Here is a 20,393-nt window from a genome sequence, read left to right on the forward strand (position 1 = left end):
GGTTCTGCCGGAGTGCGATACCCGTTTGGATTATATTCTTAAATTTGTAATTCATTTGGACCAAATCTATTTTGAAAAAAATACTGATTATAGACGACGAGGAAAAGCTGAGATCCTTACTCACGAGAATTATCACTTTAGAGGGGTTCGAAGTATTACAGGCCTGGGACTGCAAATCCGGTTTAAAGAAGCTTGCTCAGGACGATATTGATGTTGTACTTTGTGATGTAAGACTGCCAGATGGCAGCGGCGTGGAGCTGGCGAAGACCATTAAAGGAACATATTCTTCCATAGAAATTATTTTGCTCACCGCTTTCGGAAATATACCTGACGGCGTACAGGCTATTAAAAACGGAGCATTTGACTATATTATCAAGGGTGATGATAACAGCAGGATTATTCCTCTTTTGTATAACGCATGCGAAAAGGCAACATTAGCCAAAAGGGTTCGGCAGCTGGAAAAACAACTTGATGAAAAGCATTCGTTTGACAAAATCATAGGAAAATCAAGACTCATCCTGCAAGCTGTGGAGCTGGCTAAAAAGGTAGCAAAGACCGATACTTCCATTCTTCTAACCGGTGAAACGGGAACCGGAAAAGAAATATTTGCGCAGGCCATTCATCATGAAAGTAACCGCCATAAGCAGAATTTCGTAGCCCTCAACTGTTCCGCATTCAGTAAAGATTTACTCGAGAGCGAAATGTTTGGGCATAAAGCGGGGTCATTTACCGGCGCTTCAAGAGACCAGAAAGGCTTATTTGAAGAGGCCCATAACGGGACTATTTTTCTGGACGAACTGGGTGAAATGGCGCTGGACCTACAGGCCAAGTTATTAAGGGTGATAGAAAGCGGAGAATTCATAAAAGTTGGGGAAACAAAGCCCACCAAAGTAAATGTCCGGATTATTGCCGCTACGAACCGCGATCTGAAAGAGGAAATTGAACAGGGGCACTTTCGCGAAGATTTATATTACCGGATTTCGGTATTTCAAATTCCCTTACCCCCACTGCGCGAGCGGGTGGCAGATTTAGAAATATTGGTGCCCTATTTTATAGAAGTTCTATCTCATAAAATGAATAAGAAAATTAATGCCGTGCACCCCGATGTCATTAACGCTATAAAACAGCACCCGTGGAAAGGCAATATCCGCGAGCTGAAAAATGTCCTTGAAAGAGCAATTATCCTTAACACGGGACATGAAATTTCACTGGATGATCTGCCCATTGATATTCAGATACAATCCACCGTCAAATCCGGAAAGCAACTTTCGGCGTTTTCACTGCAAAGTGTGGAAAAACTTCACATACAGAAAGTACTCAACCATACCCACGGAAATAAAGCGGAAGCTGCCCGTCTTCTGGAGATTGGCATTGCTACCCTATACAGAAAAATTGAGGAATACAGGTTGAGCGAAATTTAAAAGTTCGATTCTATTTACATCCTTTCGTATTGATAAAAAGTCTATCATTTTGATAGGCTTTTTTCGTGGCTCATCTTTACACCCATAATAGTAAATTGCTGATAATAAATTACATACATGTCGCGTGGCACAGGCGGTATGTCATTCGTATGTATGGAAACAAACCATAAACATTTTAAATGAATGCACATCAGGCCGCGGCAGATATCACCGCTACATTACCGGAGCTTACCCATGAAGTGACAAGAAGCATCAACCTGCAGAATCCGTTTGCACTGGTCAGAATACTAACGCGCTACACGCAAAAGATGGTGCAACAGCACAATATTTCAATGGTAGAAAAATGCCTGAATCTGATCGGAAGGATTCATGCCAGAGGAGATCTGATGATCAGGCATGCAGTAGAACACGTATTTGTTTTTTCCATGGATCGCATCATTTTGTCCTGCTCCCCAACCGAAAGAAATCAGGTGATGGAAAAAGTTCCTGCAGGTTTATATCAAATTTATATAAATGAGGTCTATAAATCAGGAATGTGAGGGGGCCAGATCTACGGAATAGCGGAGATCAAGAAAGAACTTTCCCGGGTATGCTACCTACTCCGAAATCCGAATCAGTTATCCGAATTTTAAATGACCAATTAATAACACTAACAGTAAAATAGAAAACCAATGATTACCCTTATTTTAACAATAGCCGGAACAGCCTGCTTCGCCCTTTTAATTAAGTCCATCGATTTTTTTGATAAAATATAGAAATGAAAACGGAATTAGAACAATGTTTACGACTCAGGTTCCCGGAAATCTACCCTTATGGACTGATTTACCATGAATCAGGTGACGACTGTATCGTTTACCGATTGTTAAGGCATTTTGGGCAATATTGTATCGGCAATCTGGAGGAAAGACAAACAGGAGAAATATTGAGTGTAATGAATGAGCTGTATCATTCGAAAGATCTGTTCTGTAAAAACGCAATTGAAAACGAGTTTCTATCCGTCATAGCAGAAAATTTAGGAACAGTTGATCTGATGACTCACCTTAACAGGATTCCTGCAACACTTCAGCTCACCTATATTAAGGTACTGCTGGAAACACTAAAGTATAAAAAAGCAATAGGATGAGTAAAATTAATCAAATCCGGGCCTCCCGCTATTTCGCAGCAAAAGTACCGGAAATCAAAGAAGAAATAAATGTCCTGACTATCACGGGAAACTTTGCGGGAGTACTGCAGGCCGTCGTCAACCACTTAAAATCATTGCTGCAAGAGCGCAAGATAAAAACAATGACAAGCATCATCCGTAATGTAGGATGGGTGTATGCAAGAGGAAGCCAGTATATTAAGGAAGTCATCGGAAATCTTTTTGTACGCTCTTTTGAAGGGTTGCGCAAGCGGTGCGGAGTCCCACAGTGGCAGCTTTTGTACTGCAAATTTCCACCCGCCTTCCGGAAAATTTATGTACGACAAACTCACAATAACTTAATCAAAATTCAATGACATGATCGCATTATTCATCTTAGCTATCGCAGTATTTTTCTACATCATTTATGTATTGCTGAATCCCGAAAAATTTTAGCGGTACAGACACCGCTCATAAAACCATAAAATAAATGTCAAAAAAATTGAGAGATTATTGGAGCGATACCAAAGACGTCAGCCGAACCGTACTCATTTTTCTACTCGTGTACGGTTTGTACCAATTTATTGTATGGCTCTTTAAACTAATTATTAATTAACAAAAAATGAACACAGAAATTTTAGGAATCATCGTAATGTTTGCCGCAGCTGTTGCTTTGGCAATACCCTTTGGTAAATACATTGCCAAAGTGTATGGGGGCGAAAAAACACTGCTCGACCCGCTGTTTAATCCAATAGAAAAAATATTCTATAAAATCAGCGGCATTGTCCCTACCAGAGAAATGAACTGGAAAGAGCACATGACCGCATTATTAACCATTAACTTTGTCTGGTTTCTCCTTGGAATGGGAATTTTAATGACTCAGCAGTGGCTGCCGCTCAATCCCGATAACAATCCTAACATGAGCGCCGACCTTGCATTTAACACGACCATATCATTCGTGGTGAACTGCAATCTGCAGCATTATTCAGGAGAAACGGGACTCAGTTATCTGGGCCAGTTGTGGCTGATGTTTCTGCAGTTTGTAAGTGCGGGAACCGGTTTGGCTGCCGCTGCCATTCTGTTCAGGGCATTCCGCGAGAAAACAACTGTGGAGTTAGGAAATTTCTATGATTTTTTCCTTAAATCCTGCACCAGAATTCTTTTGCCGGTTTCGTTTGTAGTTGCTTTGCTGTTGGTTTTTAACGGCACACCCATGACTTTTAACGGCAAAGACCAGATCACTACTTTGCAGGGCGACACTGTGGAAGTTTCTACCGGTCCCGCTGCTGCATTTATTGCCATTAAACACGTAGGAACAAATGGCGGAGGATTCTTTGGAGTGAATTCTGCGCATCCGTTTGAAAATCCCAGTTATTTTACCAACATGGTTGAAATGGTTGCTCAGCTCATCATACCAATGGCAATGATATTTGCGTTCGGCTATTTTATCAGAAGAAAGAAATTTGCATGGATGATCTTTGGGGTGATGACGGTCGGATTTTTACTGCTTGCGGTTCCCAACATCAATATGGAAATGAACGGAAATCCCGCTATCGCCTCCATGGGCATCGATAACACATTAGGCGCTACAGAAGGAAAGGAAATACGGCTTGGTTCAGCTGCATCAGGTTTCTGGAGTATTGTAACCACTGTAATTTCAACTGGTTCGGTGAACTCAATGCACGACAGTACCATGCCGCTGTCGGGAATGAATGAACTGCTGGCCATGATGGTGAATGCTTTTTATGGCGGTAACGGTGTCGGACTTTTAAACTTTTTCATCTTCATTATTCTTGCGGTCTTCATCAGCGGATTAATGGTGGGCCGAACTCCGGAATTTATGGGTAAAAAAATTGAAGCCAGAGAAATGAAAATCGCGATGATCATTGCCCTCCTGCATCCTTTTCTGATTTTGGTGGGCACCGCGTTAGCGACTGCTTTTCCGGAACAGGGCGCATCTACGCTCAATAATCCGGGCTATCATGGATTCAGCGAAATCCTGTATGAGTATACGTCCTCGGCGGCGAACAACGGAAGCGGTTTTGAGGGATTGGGTGATAATAATTTATGGTGGAATATCACTACAGGTTTTGTTTTGATTTTAGGCAGATTTTTACCCATTATCGGACCCATCGCAATCGCAGGCTTGCTGGCCGGTAAAAAATACATCCCTGAAGGCAACGGTACCTTAAAAACAGACACCTCCACCTTCGGTCTGATGGTATTTGCGGTGATCGCGATCATTGCTGCTCTGGCATTTTTTCCAGCGCTGACCTTAGGTCCGATCGCAGAATATTTTTCAATGAAATAATTAGCATTACTTATAAATAAATAAAATGAAATCAGATAATAAATCCCTGTTTCAGAGAGATTTGCTTAAAGAAGCTTTTATCCACTCTTTTGTTAAACTCAATCCAAAACTTATGTTCCGGAATCCGGTGATGTTCACTGTAGAAATTGGAACAGCCGTGATGCTGATCGTGTCGCTGTGGACCTTGGCCGGTGAAACATCCCAGGGAAGTTTCGGCTACAATTTTACCGTATTTCTTATCTTACTGATGACGTTGCTTTTTGCCAACTTTGCTGAAGCAATCGCCGAAGCGCGCGGTAAAGCACAGGCCGACAGTTTGAGAAAAACAAGAGAAGAAACCCCCGCAAGATTAGAAAACGGAGAGATGATTTCTTCCTCCCAACTTAAAAAAGGAGACGTGTTTGTCTGCGAAGCGGGGGACATCATCGCCACCGACGGAGAAATTATTGAGGGCCTTGCAACAATCGACGAGAGCGCCATTACGGGCGAATCAGCTCCGGTAATCCGTGAATCGGGCGGCGACAAAAGTTCGGTTACAGGCGGCACAAAAGTATTGTCCGACCGCATCAAAATACAGGTAACCACCGAACCGGGAGAAAGCTTTCTGGATAAAATGATTGCTTTGGTAGAGGGGGCATCCAGGCAAAAAACGCCCAACGAAATCGCACTGACTATTTTGCTGGCAGGGTTTACTTTGGTATTCATCATAGTAACCATCACCCTGAAACCTTTTGCCGATTATGCCAATGCACCCATTACGATTGCATCCTTTATTGCCCTTTTTGTCTGTCTGATTCCCACTACGATTGGAGGATTACTCTCTGCGATCGGGATTGCAGGAATGGACCGCGCATTGCGGGCGAATGTGATCACTAAAAGCGGAAAAGCCGTGGAAACTGCCGGAGATATTGATGTACTGTTGTTGGATAAGACTGGAACCATCACCATCGGAAACCGAAAAGCAACCCACTTTTATCCTGCAGACGGCATCAGCGAAACACAGATGATCAGAGCAGCGGTATTAAGCTCTATGAGTGACTCTACTCCAGAGGGAAAATCAATTATCGAGTTGGCCGGCGTTGATCCGCAAAGCTTTGGAGTGAAAAATCCCCTATTTATACAGTTCTCTGCGGAGTCCAGAAGTTCGGGAATAGATTTTGAAAACACGCGGATCCGTAAAGGAGCGACTGATGCTATCAGAAATATTTCTGAGAAAGCAGGCCATATTTTCCCTGTAGAAATTGCAGAACAAGTCAAGGTCATCTCCAGCAATGGCGGAACGCCCCTGGTCGTAGCAGAGAATGAACAGGTTTTGGGTGTCATCGAACTCCAGGATATCATCAAACCCGGGATCCAGGAACGCTTCGCCCGTCTGCGTAAAATGGGCATTAAAACGGTGATGGTGACAGGAGACAATCCGCTTACCGCTAAATTTATTGCCGAAAAAGCAGGGGTGGATGATTTTATTGCGGAAGCCAAGCCAGAAGACAAAATGAATTACATCAAAAAAGAACAGGCTGAAGGAAGACTTGTAGCCATGATGGGCGACGGGACGAATGATGCGCCGGCGCTCGCGCAGGCAGACGTAGGTGTAGCCATGAACAGCGGGACTCAGGCAGCTAAAGAAGCTGGAAATATGGTGGACCTCGATAATGATCCCACCAAACTCATTGAAGTGGTTGAAATCGGAAAACAGTTGCTGATGACCCGCGGAACGCTCACCACCTTCAGTATTGCCAATGATGTAGCCAAATATTTCGCGATCATACCCGCTCTTTTTATCACCGCAATTCCTGCCCTTCAAAGCCTCAATATTATGAATTTGGGCAGTCCTCAAAGTGCCATTTTATCGGCTGTAATCTTTAACGCGCTGATCATTCCTTTCCTTATTCCGCTGGCGTTAAAAGGCGTTACATACAAGCCGATCGGTGCGTCTGCATTATTACGAAGAAATCTGCTTATTTACGGATTGGGAGGCGTTGCGGTTCCGTTTATAGGAATCAAAATCATTGATATTCTTGTCTCTATAATTATTTAAAACTATATAAAATGAAAAAACATATTTTACCGGCTATAAAGCTGACAGCAGCCGCCATTGTATTTTTTGCAGTGTTCTATCCACTCACTGTTTGGGGAATCGCCCAGTTGGCCCCGAATAATGGAAAGGGAGAAATCACTGAACTTCAGGGGAAAAAATATTACACCAATATCGGGCAGTCTTTTACCCAGGCGCAGTATTTCCATTCACGCCCGTCGGCGGTCGGCTATAACGCAGGCGGTTCCGGAGGCAGTAACAAAGGACCATCCAATGAAGAATATCTTGCAGAAGTTCAGGCCCGTATTGATACCCTTTTGAGAACGAATCCGGGAATGACAAAAGCGGATATTCCTGTGGACATGGTTACCGCCAGTGGGAGCGGTTTAGACCCCCATATTTCTGTTCAGGCAGCTCAGTTTCAGCTAAAACGAATCTCCGAAATCAGAGGTATTGATCCCGGAAAACTGGAACAGCTTATTGCCGATCATACCGAATCACCTTTAATAGGTCTGTTCGGCCCGGAAAAAATTAATGTCCTGAAATTGAATATCGCATTAGACCAACTAAAAAAATAAAAACAATCTTATACTAACAGAACAATGACTAAAAAAATAATAATCGCTGCATTTCTTGCAGGCAGCATAGGCAGTTTATCCGCTCAGGCAGAATTTGATTCAGCAAAAAAACTGAACCTTACCGGTTATGCCGAAGTGTATTATCAGTATGATGGCAACCGACCTTTAAACAACTCACGGCCCGGGTTTATTTACAGCCACAACAGAAATAATGAAGTGAGCCTGAATCTGGCTTATTTAAAAGCGAATTACAGTACTGAACAGGTTAGATCCAATATCGCCCTGGGAGCAGGTTCTTACATGAGTGCCAATTACGCGGCGGAGCCTGATGTTTTAAAGAACATTTATGAAGGAAATATCGGTTTCAAAATTTCGAAAAAACACGATTTGTGGATTGATTCGGGAATTATGTCCTCTCATCTCGGTTTCGAAAGTGCTACAGGTAAAGACAACTATACCCTCACCAGAAGTTTAGGAGCCGAGAATTCTCCCTATTTTGAGACAGGTGCTAAAATTTCTTATACTTCGCCCACCGGAAAGTGGTTCTTAAGCGGACTGGTGCTGAACGGGTGGCAGCGCATCCAAAGGGTTGACGGAAATACCACACCCGCTTTCGGGCATCAGCTCACTTACAAGCCCAATACGAGACTGACTCTGAACAGCGGATCGTTTATTGGCAATGACAAACCCGACAGCATCCGGCAAATGCGTTATTTCCATAACCTATATGCCATCTATCAAGTCAACGAAAAGGTCGGAATTACTGCCGGATTTGATATCGGAGCCGAACAGAAAGAAAAAAACAGCAACAGTTATAATACCTGGTACACAACGGTTTTAGTGGCTAAATACGCTGCCACAGACAAGCTCAGCATCACCGCGCGGGGCGAATATTATCAGGATGAAGCAGGAGTGATTATAGCAACAGGAACGCCGAATGGATTTAAAACTTTTGGTTATTCGGCAAATGCAGATTATGCCATTCTACCTAATCTGGTCTGGCGTACAGAAATTAAAAATCTGGCCAGTAAAGACCCTATCTTTGTAAAACATGACGGAAATCTTAACTCCAACAGCTTCTCGGCCACCACAGCGTTGGCAGTCAGCTTTTAAAAAAAGTGAAATAAAAGACGTTAATCTGTATTTCCTGCCTTGAAAAATATCCGGCACCACAGAAAAATGGAAGAAGAAAGAAAAACCGCAGAACATTTTCTCCAGCTGATTAAAAAATCGAGGCGGGGAAAATTTAAACTGTACATCGGCATGAGTGCCGGGGTCGGTAAAACCTTCCGAATGCTTCAGGAAGCACACACGCTGCTGCGCAACGGGATCGATGTGAAAATCGGATATATCGAAACCCATCACCGTGCAGAAACAGCAGCACTACTGGAAGGACTGCCGCTGATCCCCAGAAGAACTTTATTCTACAAAGGGAAAGAACTGGAGGAACTGGATGTTCATGCAGTAATAAATCTCCGGCCCGAAGTGGTGATCATCGATGAACTGGCACACACCAATATTGAAGGCAGCAAAAATGAAAAGCGCTGGCAGGATGTATATGAGATCCTGGACGCAGGAATTAACGTTATTTCTGCAGTAAACATTCAGCATATCGAAAGTCTGAATGACGAAATCAAGCACATTACCGGAATTACCGTTCAGGAGCGGATTCCGGACAGTGTGGTTGGCAGGGCAGATGAAGTGGTCAACATCGACCTTACGGCCGATGAGCTGATCGGGAGGCTGAAGGAGGGTAAAATTTATCAGGCTGAGAAAATCGCAGCGGCTTTAACAAACTTTTTCCAGAGCGACCATATTTTACAGTTGCGCGAACTTGCCTTGCGAGAAGTGGCAACGCAGGTCAACAGAAAAGTGGAGACGGAGGTTGTCAAGCCCAATACCCTGAAACAGGAACGGTTTCTGGCCTGCATCAGCAGCAATGAGAAGTCGGCAAAAAATATTATAAAAAAGACGGCCAGACTCGCTAATTATTATCACAGCAAATGGTATGTACTTTATGTGCAGACCCCCGCAGAAAATGCGGACAGGATCCCTTTAAGCAGGCAGCGGCATTTGATTAATAATTATAAAATAGCCACGGAATTAGGTGCCGAAATAATCAATGTAAAAGGTACATCAGTTTCCAAGGCGATTATGAAGCAGGTGGAGGAAAAGAAAATAACGACCGTCTGTATTGGAAAACCCCGTTTGGCGATTTGGAATTTGCTTATGGCTACAGATGTTTTTAATGTGCTTTTAAAAAAACTGGCTGCCAAAAATGTTGATATGGTTATTCTCAGTTGAGGGGCCCATCAAAAACTCAGGGAATCGGCTTGTAAAGCAAACCTATAGAGCTAAATTGATGCTGCTGTACATAAAGAAAGAAAATGAAAATAAAAACGAAACTTATATCGGGCGTAGGTCTGTTGTTTGCCTTTATTATATTGCTTGCGGCAATGAGTATTATTTATGTCAATGCACTGCAACGTGACACAAAAAACATACTGGTCGCCAACTACAATACGCTTCAGTATTCAAGAAATATGCTATTGGCGTTGGAAGAAATTCCCACAAATACAGAGGCACTTTCCGGTTTTGAAAAAAATCTTAAAAAGCAGGAGGCGAACGTTACAGAAATTGGGGAACAGGAAAAAACTTCGGAGCTCTCTTCCCATTTCCGCAGATTAAAACTGAACCCGGATGATCCGTTACTGGCTTCCTTCATCCGGAGTGATATTGCAGAACTTATGCGCCTGAACATGGAGGCTATTGAACGGAAGAGCAGCATTGCCAATATCACCGCCGAACGTGCGGTATTCTGGATTTCTGTTGCAGGCACTGTTTGTTTTATGATTGCTTTTATACTGTTGGTGAATCTCCCTGGGAATATTGCCAACCCGATAAAGGAACTTACCGAAAGTATCAGACAGATTGCCAACCAAAACTACAAGGAACGCGTAAGGTTTGAAAGTCACAGCGAATTTGGCGAATTAGCCAGGTCTTTTAATACCATGGCTGAGAAATTGGAAGAGTACGCCGAGAGCAAACTTGATAAAATCATCAAAGGGAAAAAACGTATTGAAACCCTCATCAACAACATGCACGATCCGGTTATTGGGATCGATGAGCATAAAAAAGTACTGTTTGCCAACGATGAAGCATTAAAAATTTCAGGTCTTAAAAGAGAAAATGTCATTGGGCAACAGATTCAAGACATTGCGGTCTCCAATGATCTGGTGAGGGATTTAATAAAGGAACTTATTAATCCGGAATTCACAAAAAATGAAGGTCCGATAAAGATTTTTGCTGACGGTAAAGAAAGTTATTTTGAAAAAGAACTGATCGACATTCAGGTCATTCCTACTGGAGAAAAGGTATCACAACTGATCGGTCATGTGATCATGCTTCGTAATATTACTCCATTCAAGGAACTGGATCTGGCAAAAACCAATTTCATAGGCACGGTATCTCACGAGTTTAAAACACCAATCTCCTCGATAAAAATGAGCTTGCAATTATTAGAAGACGTGCGCGTCGGGAAATTAAACGCGGAACAGAAACATTTATTGGAAAGCATAAAAGATGACTCCAACCGTCTCCTGAAAATTACAGGGGAACTGCTGAATCTCACTCAGGTAGAAAGTGGCAATATTCAACTGTCGTTGAAACCAACGGATCCAAAAGAATTGGTACACTACGCTCTGGAAGCTACCAAAACACAGTCAGAACAGAAGAACATCCTGGTGGAAGTCAGCTGTCCCGATCATCTTTCTGAAGTAATTGCGGACGGCGAAAAAACAATCTGGATATTGATTAACCTGATCTCAAATGCTATTCGTTACTCGCATGAAGGTGGAAAAATTGGAGTAAAGATTTCTGAAGAAAATGGTCATGTCAAATTTATGGTAAAAGACTCCGGTAGCGGAATTCCTGAGAAATATCTGGGCAAAGTCTTTGACCGCTATTTCAGGGTTCCCGGAACGCAGAAGGAAGGTACCGGACTTGGCCTGGCGATCAGCAAAGAGTTTATAGAAGCGCAGGGGGGATCTGTAAACGTTGAAAGTGAAGTGGGATCCGGCAGTTCTTTTTACTTTACTTTAAAGCGGTCTGAAGTTTAAAGATTTTCTTCCTTGTCTACTTTGCATCTTTTCTGAAGCAATAGCGCCCTTCAACCTCTGATGTTTCTAAAGCCTCAGCAATCATGAGTCCCTCCAAAACTTCCTGTTTTGCGCCTCCGGATAAGCTCAGGAAAATTTCTATAAAGTCAAAGGCGACTTTAGCTGAGTTTAAAACTTTTGGGAAAGGTGGAGAACTGGCGTTTGGTGTGGTAACAATAGAGGAAAATTAACTGATTAAATCATGAATTGTAATGTTTGAAATCAACCTGCTGAATCTTTTTGGTGACCACCTTCTGATCCAAAAGAGGTGCGGACTCCACCACCACATTATGCGGTGAAACGCCCCAGGCTTTGAAATCATCGCTGCCGATATACTTCACAAAGTTATAAATGTTAAGGGTAATCTTTTCTTTCACGGTCAGCAATGTGTCGTTGATATAGGTGTTGTCGATTACTACATACTTCAGATCGGGTGGAATATTGTGCGAACGGAGCGAAGGATGACTGCTCCTGGAAGGGATGTTTCCTTCTTCCATCATGTCCGCCAGAACCTGATCGAAATAATCATTGATCCTCCGGTCAACTTTAAATCCGAGCAGGAAGTGGATTCTGTAAATCGTGCCCGGCATAATTTCATCAACGGTATATTTGTAGGTAAAGGGATCTTCCTGATTTACAATATTCAATATAAAATAATGATCTGCACGTTTTGGCTGTTTTCTCAATATGGAATAGATAATCTTCGATTCAATTTCGTCCTCTCTTTTAGCGCGGCTCAGGAATGCAAGATTCGTAGCATATTTAGGAATACTTTCATCGAGTTTAAGGTCTTTAATAACAGGTACATATTTGGCAAGTTTCACAAATTTGATGAACTTGGCTTTGATAAGCCTACCGTTAATCCAGGCATACATACAAACACCAATAAATCCGGCAAGAATGACAGTAATCCAACCACCATCAAAAAACTTAATAATATTTGCACTGAAAAATCCTATTTCGATCGCAGCATACACCAAGAAAAAACCTAGAATTAACAGCTTATGTACTCTCTTCCTCAAAAGCCAGAAAGTGAGTAAAATAGTAGTCATAAACATGGTAACAGTAATGGAGAGGCCGTAAGCGGCTTCCATATTGTGAGATTCTTTGAAAAACAGCACCACTATGATACAGAAGAGCAACAAACCCCAATTGATTCGGGGAATATACATTTGTCCCTTCAGCCCAGAGGGGTAATCGATCTGCTGAATAGGCCATAAGTTTAATGCCATTGCTTCAGAAAAAATGGTAAAAGATCCTGTTATTAATGCCTGCGATGCGATAATTGCCGCAGCTGTTGCAAGTATGACTCCGGGAAGAATCATCCATTCCGGCATAATACCAAAGAACGGATTCATTCCTTTTGTGTGGATTAGACTTTCGTTTTTCAGCAACCATGCACCTTGACCCAGGTAGTTCAAAATGAGCATCACTTTCACGAACATCCAACTTATTCTGATGTTTTTGGCTCCACAATGACCTAAATCCGAATACAAGGCTTCTGCTCCTGTGGTACAGAGAAAAACAGCACCTAAAATGATAATTGCACTAGGCGAATCTATAATGAGCTTATAAGCATAATACGGATTGAATGCTTTCAAAACTTCCACATCCTGAAATAAATGAAAAGCGCCCAAACCGCCCAAAACCAAAAACCAAACTACCATTACGGGACCAAAAAACTTCCCGATAAAACTGGTTCCAAATTGTTGCACTACAAATATGAGGATTAAAATACCACAAGTAATGAGTACGACAGGAGTCTCAGGATTATAAATCTGCAAGCCTTCTATGGCTGACATTACGGTTAGTGACGGCGTTATAACTCCGTCTGCAACCAAAGCGGATGCTCCTATAATTGCAATAAGATATAGCCACCTCTTTTTAAGATTTTTCACTAATGAAAACAAGGCCAAAATACCTCCTTCACCTTTATTGTCCGCCCGTAAAGCTATGATCACGTATTTTAATGTGGTCTGCAGTGTAAGGGTCCAAATAATACAGGATAGTGCACCTTCTATATATACGTCAAATGGCATGGTAGCACCTTCACCCCGCGCATTTACAATCGCTTTCATTACATACAGCGGCGATGTGCCAATATCGCCGAAAACAATTCCCAGCGATACCAAAACTCCCACAAAAGAGAGTTTCTTGAGATCGAAGTGGTGCCCACCTTCTACAACTTCGGCCATAATATTTTTAATTTTTTTGAATATGCAAATTTAAATTAAAAAGTAATCCAGCAATGATAAATATAAATTAATGTGAAACTACACAAGAAAACTCTCCCGGTTAAAATTCCAGGCGTTTTAGCCGGGTCCAGGGGGCTGATGGCTGATGGCTTTATTCGGGATGCTGCCGGCCTTCTGGCCTTAGCCCATGGCTTAATGCGGGAGCAGATAGACGGTTAATCGATCGGTTAACCGGTTAAAATTCCAGCCGTTTACCCCGAACCCTTACTTCGACAGGCTAATGGGACTAGTAAGGAAGTTGGGTCCGTCCCGATTTGGGAGCGGGAGGGAGTGGGTGAAGTAGCAGTCCCAATGTAGCTCAAGAACCTCACGCACCATGGGAACTGTCATCTTTGTATGCCTGTGGTTATAAGAGAGGTGAGATGTTGGAATAAATAACCAAGATGCTAGAATTCACATAGCAGACATCAGCTCGGCCAATTAAAGGGATTTATTTACCACAAAGAGCACGAAGGTTTCTTATAACTGACATCAATTGGCTTCGAGGGCCTCAGCCACGAGCGAGAAGAGCCAAGGAAAAAGTAAAAAGAAAAAAGTGGTTTTTTTTACCACGGAGGCACGGAGGAGGCACGGAGCATACTGAGGGGCTTAGAGCGCGAAGAGCCAAGGCAAAAGGGTTCCGATGATGTCGGAAGAGATCCCTGCGGGATGACAGAGTGGCCGTTGGTGGACCTGTACAATCAGGAGATGATGCGTGCAATAATAAAAAAAATCCGGCTCAGTTGTGAGTCGGATTTCTTTTTTAATTTAAAGTATGCTATTCTACGTTTTTAACAAGAATCCATCCTGAGTATTTCACCGGTGTACCGGCAGCATCAGGCTCGTTCCAGGTTACCGTGTACCAGTAGGTGCCGGTTGAAATATTTCTGTCATTACGTCTGCCATCCCATTTATAGCCATTTGATCTGTCGGCCTGGTACACATTAATTCCGTAACGGTCGAATATCTTTATCACCAGATTCTTTTTGTAACCCAATGAAGAATAATCAATGGCATCGTTTACCCCATCGTTATTCGGCGTAATCGCATTAATCAGATTCGGCACCGTTACTTCTACAGCAATAGGTTCACAGTTGAAAGAATCCATAATATAGATCACGTTTTTACCCCTTGGAACATTAGTAAAGATGTTGGAATCCTGCCAAACAGCATTGTCCATAGAAAACTGGTAAGGTGGCGTGCCTCCAATTACATTCACCGTGATGGTGTTGTTTGAAATATCGATGGATGAAACAACTGGAATTGGAGCTGCTGAAACAGTTACTGTCTGCTTGGTAACACATTCGCCCAAGGTTAGTTTTACCCAATAGCTGCCTACACCTACATTTGAAATAGAGGAAGTAGTGGCTCCGGTACTCCACAGGTAACTGTTATATCCCGGACCGGCATCAAGTGTAGTGGTATCTTCGGGGCAAATGATCTTATCCTTTAAGACCGCCGAAAGATTGGGAGGAGTTACGTTAAGGGTGATTTCGGAGATACCGGTACAGCCGTTCGGGCTTGTACCCTTTACGTAAACCACGGTAGTTGGCGATACAAAGGCGGAGGGATTAGCGATGGCGTTAGTTCCGTTGGCAGCATCAGTATAGGAAGGATAGTAGGTTTTTGTGACTGTTCCCCCGCCAACTGCAGCACTGTTGAGATCAAACAGTCCTGTAGCTGGGTTTGTTTCAATGAAGCAGGTGGTAAGCGAAGCATGATTCATCACAACGGTAGGATAAAACTCCAGTGAAATGGTGCCGTAGTCCGTACAGCCGTGAGCGGTGGTAACATGCATATAAACCGCAGTAGGAGCTGCCGTGAAAAATGCAGCAGGATTGGTAATAGGATTTACGCCATTATTCATGTCACTTATTGTGCGGTAATAGACCCGTGTGGCCGTTGGATCTGCAAACATGGCGGTTGAAACTGAAGTAAGATCGAATATGGCGGTACCTTCGTTGTTATTGTTACAGGCTTTAACTGTTGCATCGCCAACCGTGATGGCACCCTGCACAAAGTTGACAGTTCCTATTTCCAAACACTTATTTATCGGATTAAGCGGATTGGTAGGATCCGTATAGTGAAGTGCATAATAATAAGTATTGGCAGTATTCACTGTAACCGTACCCAGAGGATTACTGTTGGTTAAAAGATCATTGGTGTTATTGTGGTAGGTTACGGTGAAGTTGGGATTTCCATTGACGATTCCCGCAGAGAGCGTGCTGAAATCAAATACGCCCGGATTTGTACAGAGGGTAATGATCCCGTCCTGATTGGGACCTGGGGCAATAAAAGGGTTGGGACTGATTGCCGGGTTATTGTAAGGAGACGCCATGGTAGCCGTTCCTCCCCAGGTCAGCGAAAATGGTGCGGTAGTCGTACTTCCCGCTCCCACCCAGTTATCGATGTATAAATAATAAGTCTGACCTGCTGTAACATTTAGGTACTGACAGTATGGAGTGGTGGACCCTCCGGCAGCACTGATCACCGTACTTGTCATATTGAGACCTGTAGAAGCGCCAACGCCGATCACCGTGGCGGCATTGCATCGGATGGGTGAACCCAGGTTTCCGCAGGAGACATTCGGACCATAAACAGCCCAGTCATAATCTGCGGCCGGATCAGTAGGAACAAGATCGAAAGTTAATGTTCCGCTGGTTGCAATCGTTATCTTATACCAGATCGAATTATGTTCACCGGTACTCAGACATCCTCCCAAAGGTTCATTGACCAAGCCAATACCGGAAGGGCTGTAGGTAATACTGGAGTTTCCACAAACAGTTAATGCGGTGGAGCAATCTTCCTGGGAAAAAAAAGTTTGCGAGATAAGGAAAATGACGAGGAGTAAAGTTTTTTTCATATCAGATTTGGGCTTTATGGTTTAGTATCTATCAAATATAGAATTATTTATTATTAATGCTTAAATTATTATACGCTTTTCATAATTAAAAAATAAAATGACAAGTCATTCGGTTTAACCACAGAGATACAGCGAATGCACAGAGGTCACGGCGATTATGGATTATGGATGTTGAATTTTAAATTTTGAATTTTGAATTTTAGATTCTGAATATTTTGAATGGTTTTCTCATAACTTCCTAACCTTCTAACCTTCTGGAGTCTTACATCTGAAATCTTTACTCTTTGCTCTTTGCTCTTTCTTCTAATTAATCACAGAGACACAGAGAATGCACAGAGGTCACGGCGATTATGGATGTTGAATTTTGAATTTTAGATTCTGAATTATTTTGAATGGTTTCTTCATAACTTTCTAACCTTCTAACCTTCTAACGTTCTGGAGTCTTACATCTGAAATCTTTACTCTTTGCTCTTTACTCTTTCTTCTAATTAACCACAGAGACACAGCGAATGCACAGAGGTCACGGCGATTATGGATGTTGAATTTTGAATTTTAGATTCTGAATTATTTTGAATGGTCTCCTTATAACCTACCAACCTTCTGGAATCTGACATCTGATATCTGATATCTGAAATCTGAAATCTAACATCCTGCGTCAAAAAACTCAAACACTCAAACACCCTGCTACATATCCACCTCGCTCTCTAACCTTCTAACCCTAATTAACCACACTGTCGCCAGGATATATTTAAAATTCACCCCACAGATCTCAGCAAAAATCATAAATTAGCCAGCCCTACCTCCTAACCTTAGCTTTACTTATAGGCTGGATGTCGGCATTGCTGAATAATTTATGCAACTGAACAACATCCTCTACAAAATAAGCCACTGGGAAAGCTGGGACTGGCGAATCAAATACATCCCAATCGTCCCGGTATGGGCCTGGAACTGCGCGCGTGCAGGGTCGTTCTGGTTTTTCACACCCTCCAATCCTAAACTCGCTTTCGGCGGTTTTGAAGGCGTTACCAAAATGTCCATTTATGAACACCTGCCACCGGGCAGTTATCCGGAAAGCAGGCTGATCAAGGCCGGACAGGATTTCGCAGATGTAGAGCGGCTGGTGGCAAAACGTTACACCTACCCTTTCGTTGTGAAACCCAATGTGGGCCGAATGGGCTTTATGTTCCGCATCATCCGCAAGCCGGAAGACCTAAGGGCCTATCATGAACTGATGCCTGTGGATTATATCATACAGGACCTCATTGAATTCCCCCTGGAAGTAAGCGTTTTCTACTACCGTTTGCCGGAGGATAAAAACGGTACCATCACCGGATTTATACGCAAGGAATTTCTGGAAATTACCGGCGATGGTCACTCTACCATGGACGAACTTATGGCCGCCAGTCCGCGCGTCTGTTTCCGCCTGGAAGAGATGCGCGCCAAGCATGCCGATAAGCTGGATCTGGTGCTGCAGAAAGGCGAAACTTTTTGCCTGAGCCATGCACTGAACCTCAGCCGCGGCTGTTCACTGGTGAGCCTGGAAGATGAGAAAGATGAAAGGCTGCTGAAGGTCTTCGATGAAATCAGCTCCTATTCCGACACCCTGTTTTATGGTCGCTACGACATTAAATGTGCCTCCATTGAAGACCTGAAGGCCGGCAGGAACTTTTCTATCATAGAATACAATGGTTGTGGCGCCGAACCGCACCATGTGTATGGCAACGGCAACACTTTTGCGCAGGCCTGTCTGATTTTGGCGCGGCACTGGAACATTCTGTACCGTGTGGCTCGCAGCAATTACCGCCGTGGCGCCAAATACGACAGTTTTAAAACGGGCTGGAGGACAATGACGGGTTGCCGCCGGCATTTCGCCAGACTCCGCCGGCTGGATTCGCACTTCCCGGACTCCTGAGCCTGCACGACCCATAGCCGGCTGCGAAATTTCAGTATTCCTCCTATGGTAAGTCTTTAATACTGTATATTTGATTTTCCTGAAGCTTTAAAACCAAAGCCTATGACTCAACTATCCGGTACGGCAGCCGAAATTTATGATCAGATCAAAGGCACGGATACCAAACTCGGTGACCTGCGCCAAATTGCTAAAAACATCAGAACCAATCATCCCCTGGCACTGGAATTATGGTCCACCGCGGAACTGTATCCGCGGCTGTTAGCGATTCTGATTATGGATAAGAAAGAACTCACGGAAACGGTGGTCCAACAACTTATATATGATATGGACAGCCACACCGGTACAGACCGTACCCAACTTGCCGACTGGCTGATGGCTAACCAGCTTACAAAAGATAAAAAAGGGCTTTCCATGCTGAATTCCTGGGAGCACCATCCTTCACCGCTACACCGCCGGCTGTTCTGGTACCATCAGGGCAGGTTGCGTTGGGTAGGACAGCAACCTCCCAACAATACCGCCGCGCTTCTGGAAGCTTTGGATGAAAGGATGACTACCGAAGAACCCGAAGTACAGTGGGCGATGAACTTCACGGCTGGCTGGATTGGTATATTTGATGAGTCCCACCGGCAAAGATGTATTGAAATTGGCGAAAGAACCGGCCTTTATATAGACATGCCGGTAGCCCGAAACTGTGCGCCGGATTATCTACCGGCCTTCATTGAATCGGAGCTGGCAAAGCGTAAAGCGAAAAAATAGCCAACATCTTAGCGGCAATTGTATTATAGAATTTTCTTTTTAACAACGAATGGCTTGTTTACTGTACCTAATAATTAATTCTGATGAAAAAAACTGTATTCTCCCTGCTATGCATCCTTCTCGCGTTATCCTACAATGCACAGAGCCACCGCTTTCTCTACGAATATACCTTTAAAATAGACTCCCTGGACCGCAGTAAATCTGAAAAAGAACTGATGGTACTGGACATTGGAAAGGAAGGCTCACGTTTTTACAGTTTTGAGAGAGCACAGTATGACTCTGTCAGGGAGTCGGAAATAAAAAAGGCTATGCAGACAAAATCAACACATATAGATTTTACGCATATCCGTGATCGTTCAAAAGTCCGCAGCCGTGTAACCAAAAAATATCCAGACTACCAAACTACCCTGCATACAACCATCGGGTCAGATGATTTGGCTGTCCTGTACGAAGCTAAAATGGAATGGTCGATTTCGAAAGAAACCAGGACCATTAAAGGTTTGAAGGCTCAGAAAGCTACAGGTTCACTTGCCGGCCGCCAGTGGACTGCATGGTATACTCCTGAAATTCCCTTGCAGGACGGCCCTTACAGATTCGCCGGACTCCCAGGCCTCATCCTTGAGATCAACGATTCAAAAAGAGATCACGTATTTACATTTGCAGGAAACCGTAAACATAAAGACTTGCGGCTGCAGGAGAACGAGAAAGGTATTCCTGTCTCGGAAAAAAAGTTTAACGAACTATGGAAAATATATTTTAAAGATCCAGCAAAATCTACACGTATGATATTGGCGGACCCCGATGTTAAGATTACGATGAGCGATGGTTCCGGCCGCATTATTCCTCAGGCAGAAATGATTCGCAACAATGAAATCAGGCTGAAGGAAAAATTGCAGAAGAATAATAATTTTATTGACCTGACTCTATACAGGTAGTTGTTATCAGAAGAACGGTTTTAACTCTTTTATTTTTGCCGCCCAACTTTCAATAGAAACAAACAAAGCTA

At 43.3% G+C, this 20,393-nt stretch carries 16 protein-coding genes; 14 read left to right on the forward strand and 2 right to left on the reverse strand.

Going from position 1 to position 20,393, the window contains the following annotated elements; genetic code table 11:
- The first annotated feature begins 68 nt into the window (after nucleotides 1-68).
- The 11 genes from F7R58_RS07900 to F7R58_RS07950 all read left to right on the forward strand — a co-directional run bounded on the left by F7R58_RS07900 (nucleotide 69) and on the right by F7R58_RS07950 (nucleotide 11,583).
- Nucleotides 69-1,421, forward strand: coding sequence for a sigma-54-dependent transcriptional regulator (locus F7R58_RS07900; RefSeq protein WP_229723873.1), 1,353 nt, complete (start codon nucleotides 69-71; stop codon nucleotides 1,419-1,421).
- A 179-nt stretch (nucleotides 1,422-1,600) separates the two neighbouring features.
- Entirely contained in the window at nucleotides 1,601-1,960 is a 360-nt protein-coding gene (locus F7R58_RS07905; protein WP_158064391.1) for a hypothetical protein, read from the forward strand.
- 218 nt (nucleotides 1,961-2,178) lie between these two features.
- Complete coding sequence (locus tag F7R58_RS07910; RefSeq protein WP_158064392.1) at nucleotides 2,179-2,544, forward strand: hypothetical protein; 366 nt, start codon at nucleotides 2,179-2,181, stop codon at nucleotides 2,542-2,544.
- Nucleotides 2,541-2,918 (forward strand): hypothetical protein, encoded by a 378-nt coding sequence (locus F7R58_RS07915; RefSeq protein WP_158064393.1) that lies wholly within the window; start codon nucleotides 2,541-2,543, stop codon nucleotides 2,916-2,918. Before F7R58_RS07910 ends, F7R58_RS07915 begins: the two co-directional genes overlap by 4 nt.
- Before the next feature lies 1 nt (nucleotide 2,919).
- Complete coding sequence (locus tag F7R58_RS13150; protein ID WP_158065426.1) at nucleotides 2,920-2,997, forward strand: potassium-transporting ATPase subunit F; 78 nt, start codon at nucleotides 2,920-2,922, stop codon at nucleotides 2,995-2,997.
- A gap of 166 nt (nucleotides 2,998-3,163) precedes the next feature.
- Nucleotides 3,164-4,852, forward strand: coding sequence for a potassium-transporting ATPase subunit KdpA (gene kdpA / locus F7R58_RS07925; RefSeq protein ID WP_158064394.1), 1,689 nt, complete (start codon nucleotides 3,164-3,166; stop codon nucleotides 4,850-4,852).
- Between the two features lie 25 nt (nucleotides 4,853-4,877).
- Entirely contained in the window at nucleotides 4,878-6,890 is a 2,013-nt protein-coding gene (kdpB, locus tag F7R58_RS07930; protein ID WP_158064395.1) for a potassium-transporting ATPase subunit KdpB, read from the forward strand.
- Between the two features lie 11 nt (nucleotides 6,891-6,901).
- Nucleotides 6,902-7,465: a K(+)-transporting ATPase subunit C gene (locus F7R58_RS07935; RefSeq protein ID WP_158064396.1), complete on the forward strand. Its 564-nt coding sequence runs from the start codon at nucleotides 6,902-6,904 to the stop codon at nucleotides 7,463-7,465.
- Nucleotides 7,466-7,489: 24 nt separating this feature from the next.
- Nucleotides 7,490-8,578 carry a porin gene (locus tag F7R58_RS07940; protein WP_158064397.1) on the forward strand — a complete coding sequence of 363 codons (1,089 nt, stop codon included), beginning with the start codon at nucleotides 7,490-7,492 and terminating at the stop codon, nucleotides 8,576-8,578.
- 66 nt (nucleotides 8,579-8,644) lie between these two features.
- Nucleotides 8,645-9,769 (forward strand): sensor protein KdpD, encoded by a 1,125-nt coding sequence (locus tag F7R58_RS07945; RefSeq protein WP_158064398.1) that lies wholly within the window; start codon nucleotides 8,645-8,647, stop codon nucleotides 9,767-9,769.
- Between the two features lie 83 nt (nucleotides 9,770-9,852).
- Entirely contained in the window at nucleotides 9,853-11,583 is a 1,731-nt protein-coding gene (locus F7R58_RS07950) for an ATP-binding protein (protein WP_158064399.1), read from the forward strand.
- 239 nt (nucleotides 11,584-11,822) lie between these two features.
- On the opposite strand, the gene F7R58_RS07955 is transcribed toward F7R58_RS07950, so the two are convergent.
- Together F7R58_RS07955 and F7R58_RS07960 are read right to left on the reverse strand one after the other, a co-directional pair.
- Nucleotides 11,823-13,817 (reverse strand): KUP/HAK/KT family potassium transporter, encoded by a 1,995-nt coding sequence (locus F7R58_RS07955; protein ID WP_158064400.1) that lies wholly within the window; start codon nucleotides 13,815-13,817, stop codon nucleotides 11,823-11,825.
- Between the two features lie 817 nt (nucleotides 13,818-14,634).
- Entirely contained in the window at nucleotides 14,635-16,719 is a 2,085-nt protein-coding gene (locus tag F7R58_RS07960; protein ID WP_158064401.1) for a T9SS type B sorting domain-containing protein, read from the reverse strand.
- 853 nt (nucleotides 16,720-17,572) lie between these two features.
- On the opposite strand from F7R58_RS07960, the gene F7R58_RS07965 reads away from it, so the two are divergent.
- The 3 genes from F7R58_RS07965 to F7R58_RS07975 all read left to right on the forward strand — a co-directional run bounded on the left by F7R58_RS07965 (nucleotide 17,573) and on the right by F7R58_RS07975 (nucleotide 20,322).
- Nucleotides 17,573-18,631 carry a hypothetical protein gene (locus tag F7R58_RS07965; protein ID WP_158064402.1) on the forward strand — a complete coding sequence of 353 codons (1,059 nt, stop codon included), beginning with the start codon at nucleotides 17,573-17,575 and terminating at the stop codon, nucleotides 18,629-18,631.
- A 102-nt stretch (nucleotides 18,632-18,733) separates the two neighbouring features.
- Nucleotides 18,734-19,387, forward strand: a complete 654-nt coding sequence (locus tag F7R58_RS07970; protein WP_158064403.1) for a DNA alkylation repair protein — start codon at nucleotides 18,734-18,736, stop codon at nucleotides 19,385-19,387.
- An 83-nt stretch (nucleotides 19,388-19,470) separates the two neighbouring features.
- Nucleotides 19,471-20,322 carry a GLPGLI family protein gene (locus F7R58_RS07975; RefSeq protein WP_158064404.1) on the forward strand — a complete coding sequence of 284 codons (852 nt, stop codon included), beginning with the start codon at nucleotides 19,471-19,473 and terminating at the stop codon, nucleotides 20,320-20,322.
- Nucleotides 20,323-20,393 lie beyond the last annotated feature (71 nt).

This window comes from Chryseobacterium sp. (genome assembly GCF_008831505.1).
Lineage (GTDB): Bacteria > Bacteroidota > Bacteroidia > Flavobacteriales > Weeksellaceae > Marnyiella.

Excerpts from the sequence above, each read along its gene's own strand:
- F7R58_RS07945 (WP_158064398.1), top strand. The coding sequence starts at position 8,645 with ATGGAAGAAGAAAGAAAAACCGCAGAACATTTTCTCCAGCTGATTAAA.
- F7R58_RS07950 (WP_158064399.1), top strand. The coding sequence starts at position 9,853 with ATGAAAATAAAAACGAAACTTATATCGGGCGTAGGTCTGTTGTTTGCC.
- F7R58_RS07915 (WP_158064393.1), top strand. The coding sequence starts at position 2,541 with ATGAGTAAAATTAATCAAATCCGGGCCTCCCGCTATTTCGCAGCAAAA.
- F7R58_RS13150 (WP_158065426.1), top strand. The coding sequence starts at position 2,920 with ATGATCGCATTATTCATCTTAGCTATCGCAGTATTTTTCTACATCATT.
- F7R58_RS07975 (WP_158064404.1), top strand. The coding sequence starts at position 19,471 with ATGAAAAAAACTGTATTCTCCCTGCTATGCATCCTTCTCGCGTTATCC.
- F7R58_RS07965 (WP_158064402.1), top strand. The coding sequence starts at position 17,573 with ATGCAACTGAACAACATCCTCTACAAAATAAGCCACTGGGAAAGCTGG.
- kdpA (WP_158064394.1), top strand. The coding sequence starts at position 3,164 with ATGAACACAGAAATTTTAGGAATCATCGTAATGTTTGCCGCAGCTGTT.
- F7R58_RS07910 (WP_158064392.1), top strand. The coding sequence starts at position 2,179 with ATGAAAACGGAATTAGAACAATGTTTACGACTCAGGTTCCCGGAAATC.
- F7R58_RS07905 (WP_158064391.1), top strand. The coding sequence starts at position 1,601 with ATGAATGCACATCAGGCCGCGGCAGATATCACCGCTACATTACCGGAG.
- F7R58_RS07935 (WP_158064396.1), top strand. The coding sequence starts at position 6,902 with ATGAAAAAACATATTTTACCGGCTATAAAGCTGACAGCAGCCGCCATT.
- F7R58_RS07970 (WP_158064403.1), top strand. The coding sequence starts at position 18,734 with ATGACTCAACTATCCGGTACGGCAGCCGAAATTTATGATCAGATCAAA.
- F7R58_RS07960 (WP_158064401.1), bottom strand. The coding sequence starts at position 16,719 with ATGAAAAAAACTTTACTCCTCGTCATTTTCCTTATCTCGCAAACTTTT.
- F7R58_RS07955 (WP_158064400.1), bottom strand. The coding sequence starts at position 13,817 with ATGGCCGAAGTTGTAGAAGGTGGGCACCACTTCGATCTCAAGAAACTC.
- F7R58_RS07940 (WP_158064397.1), top strand. The coding sequence starts at position 7,490 with ATGACTAAAAAAATAATAATCGCTGCATTTCTTGCAGGCAGCATAGGC.
- kdpB (WP_158064395.1), top strand. The coding sequence starts at position 4,878 with ATGAAATCAGATAATAAATCCCTGTTTCAGAGAGATTTGCTTAAAGAA.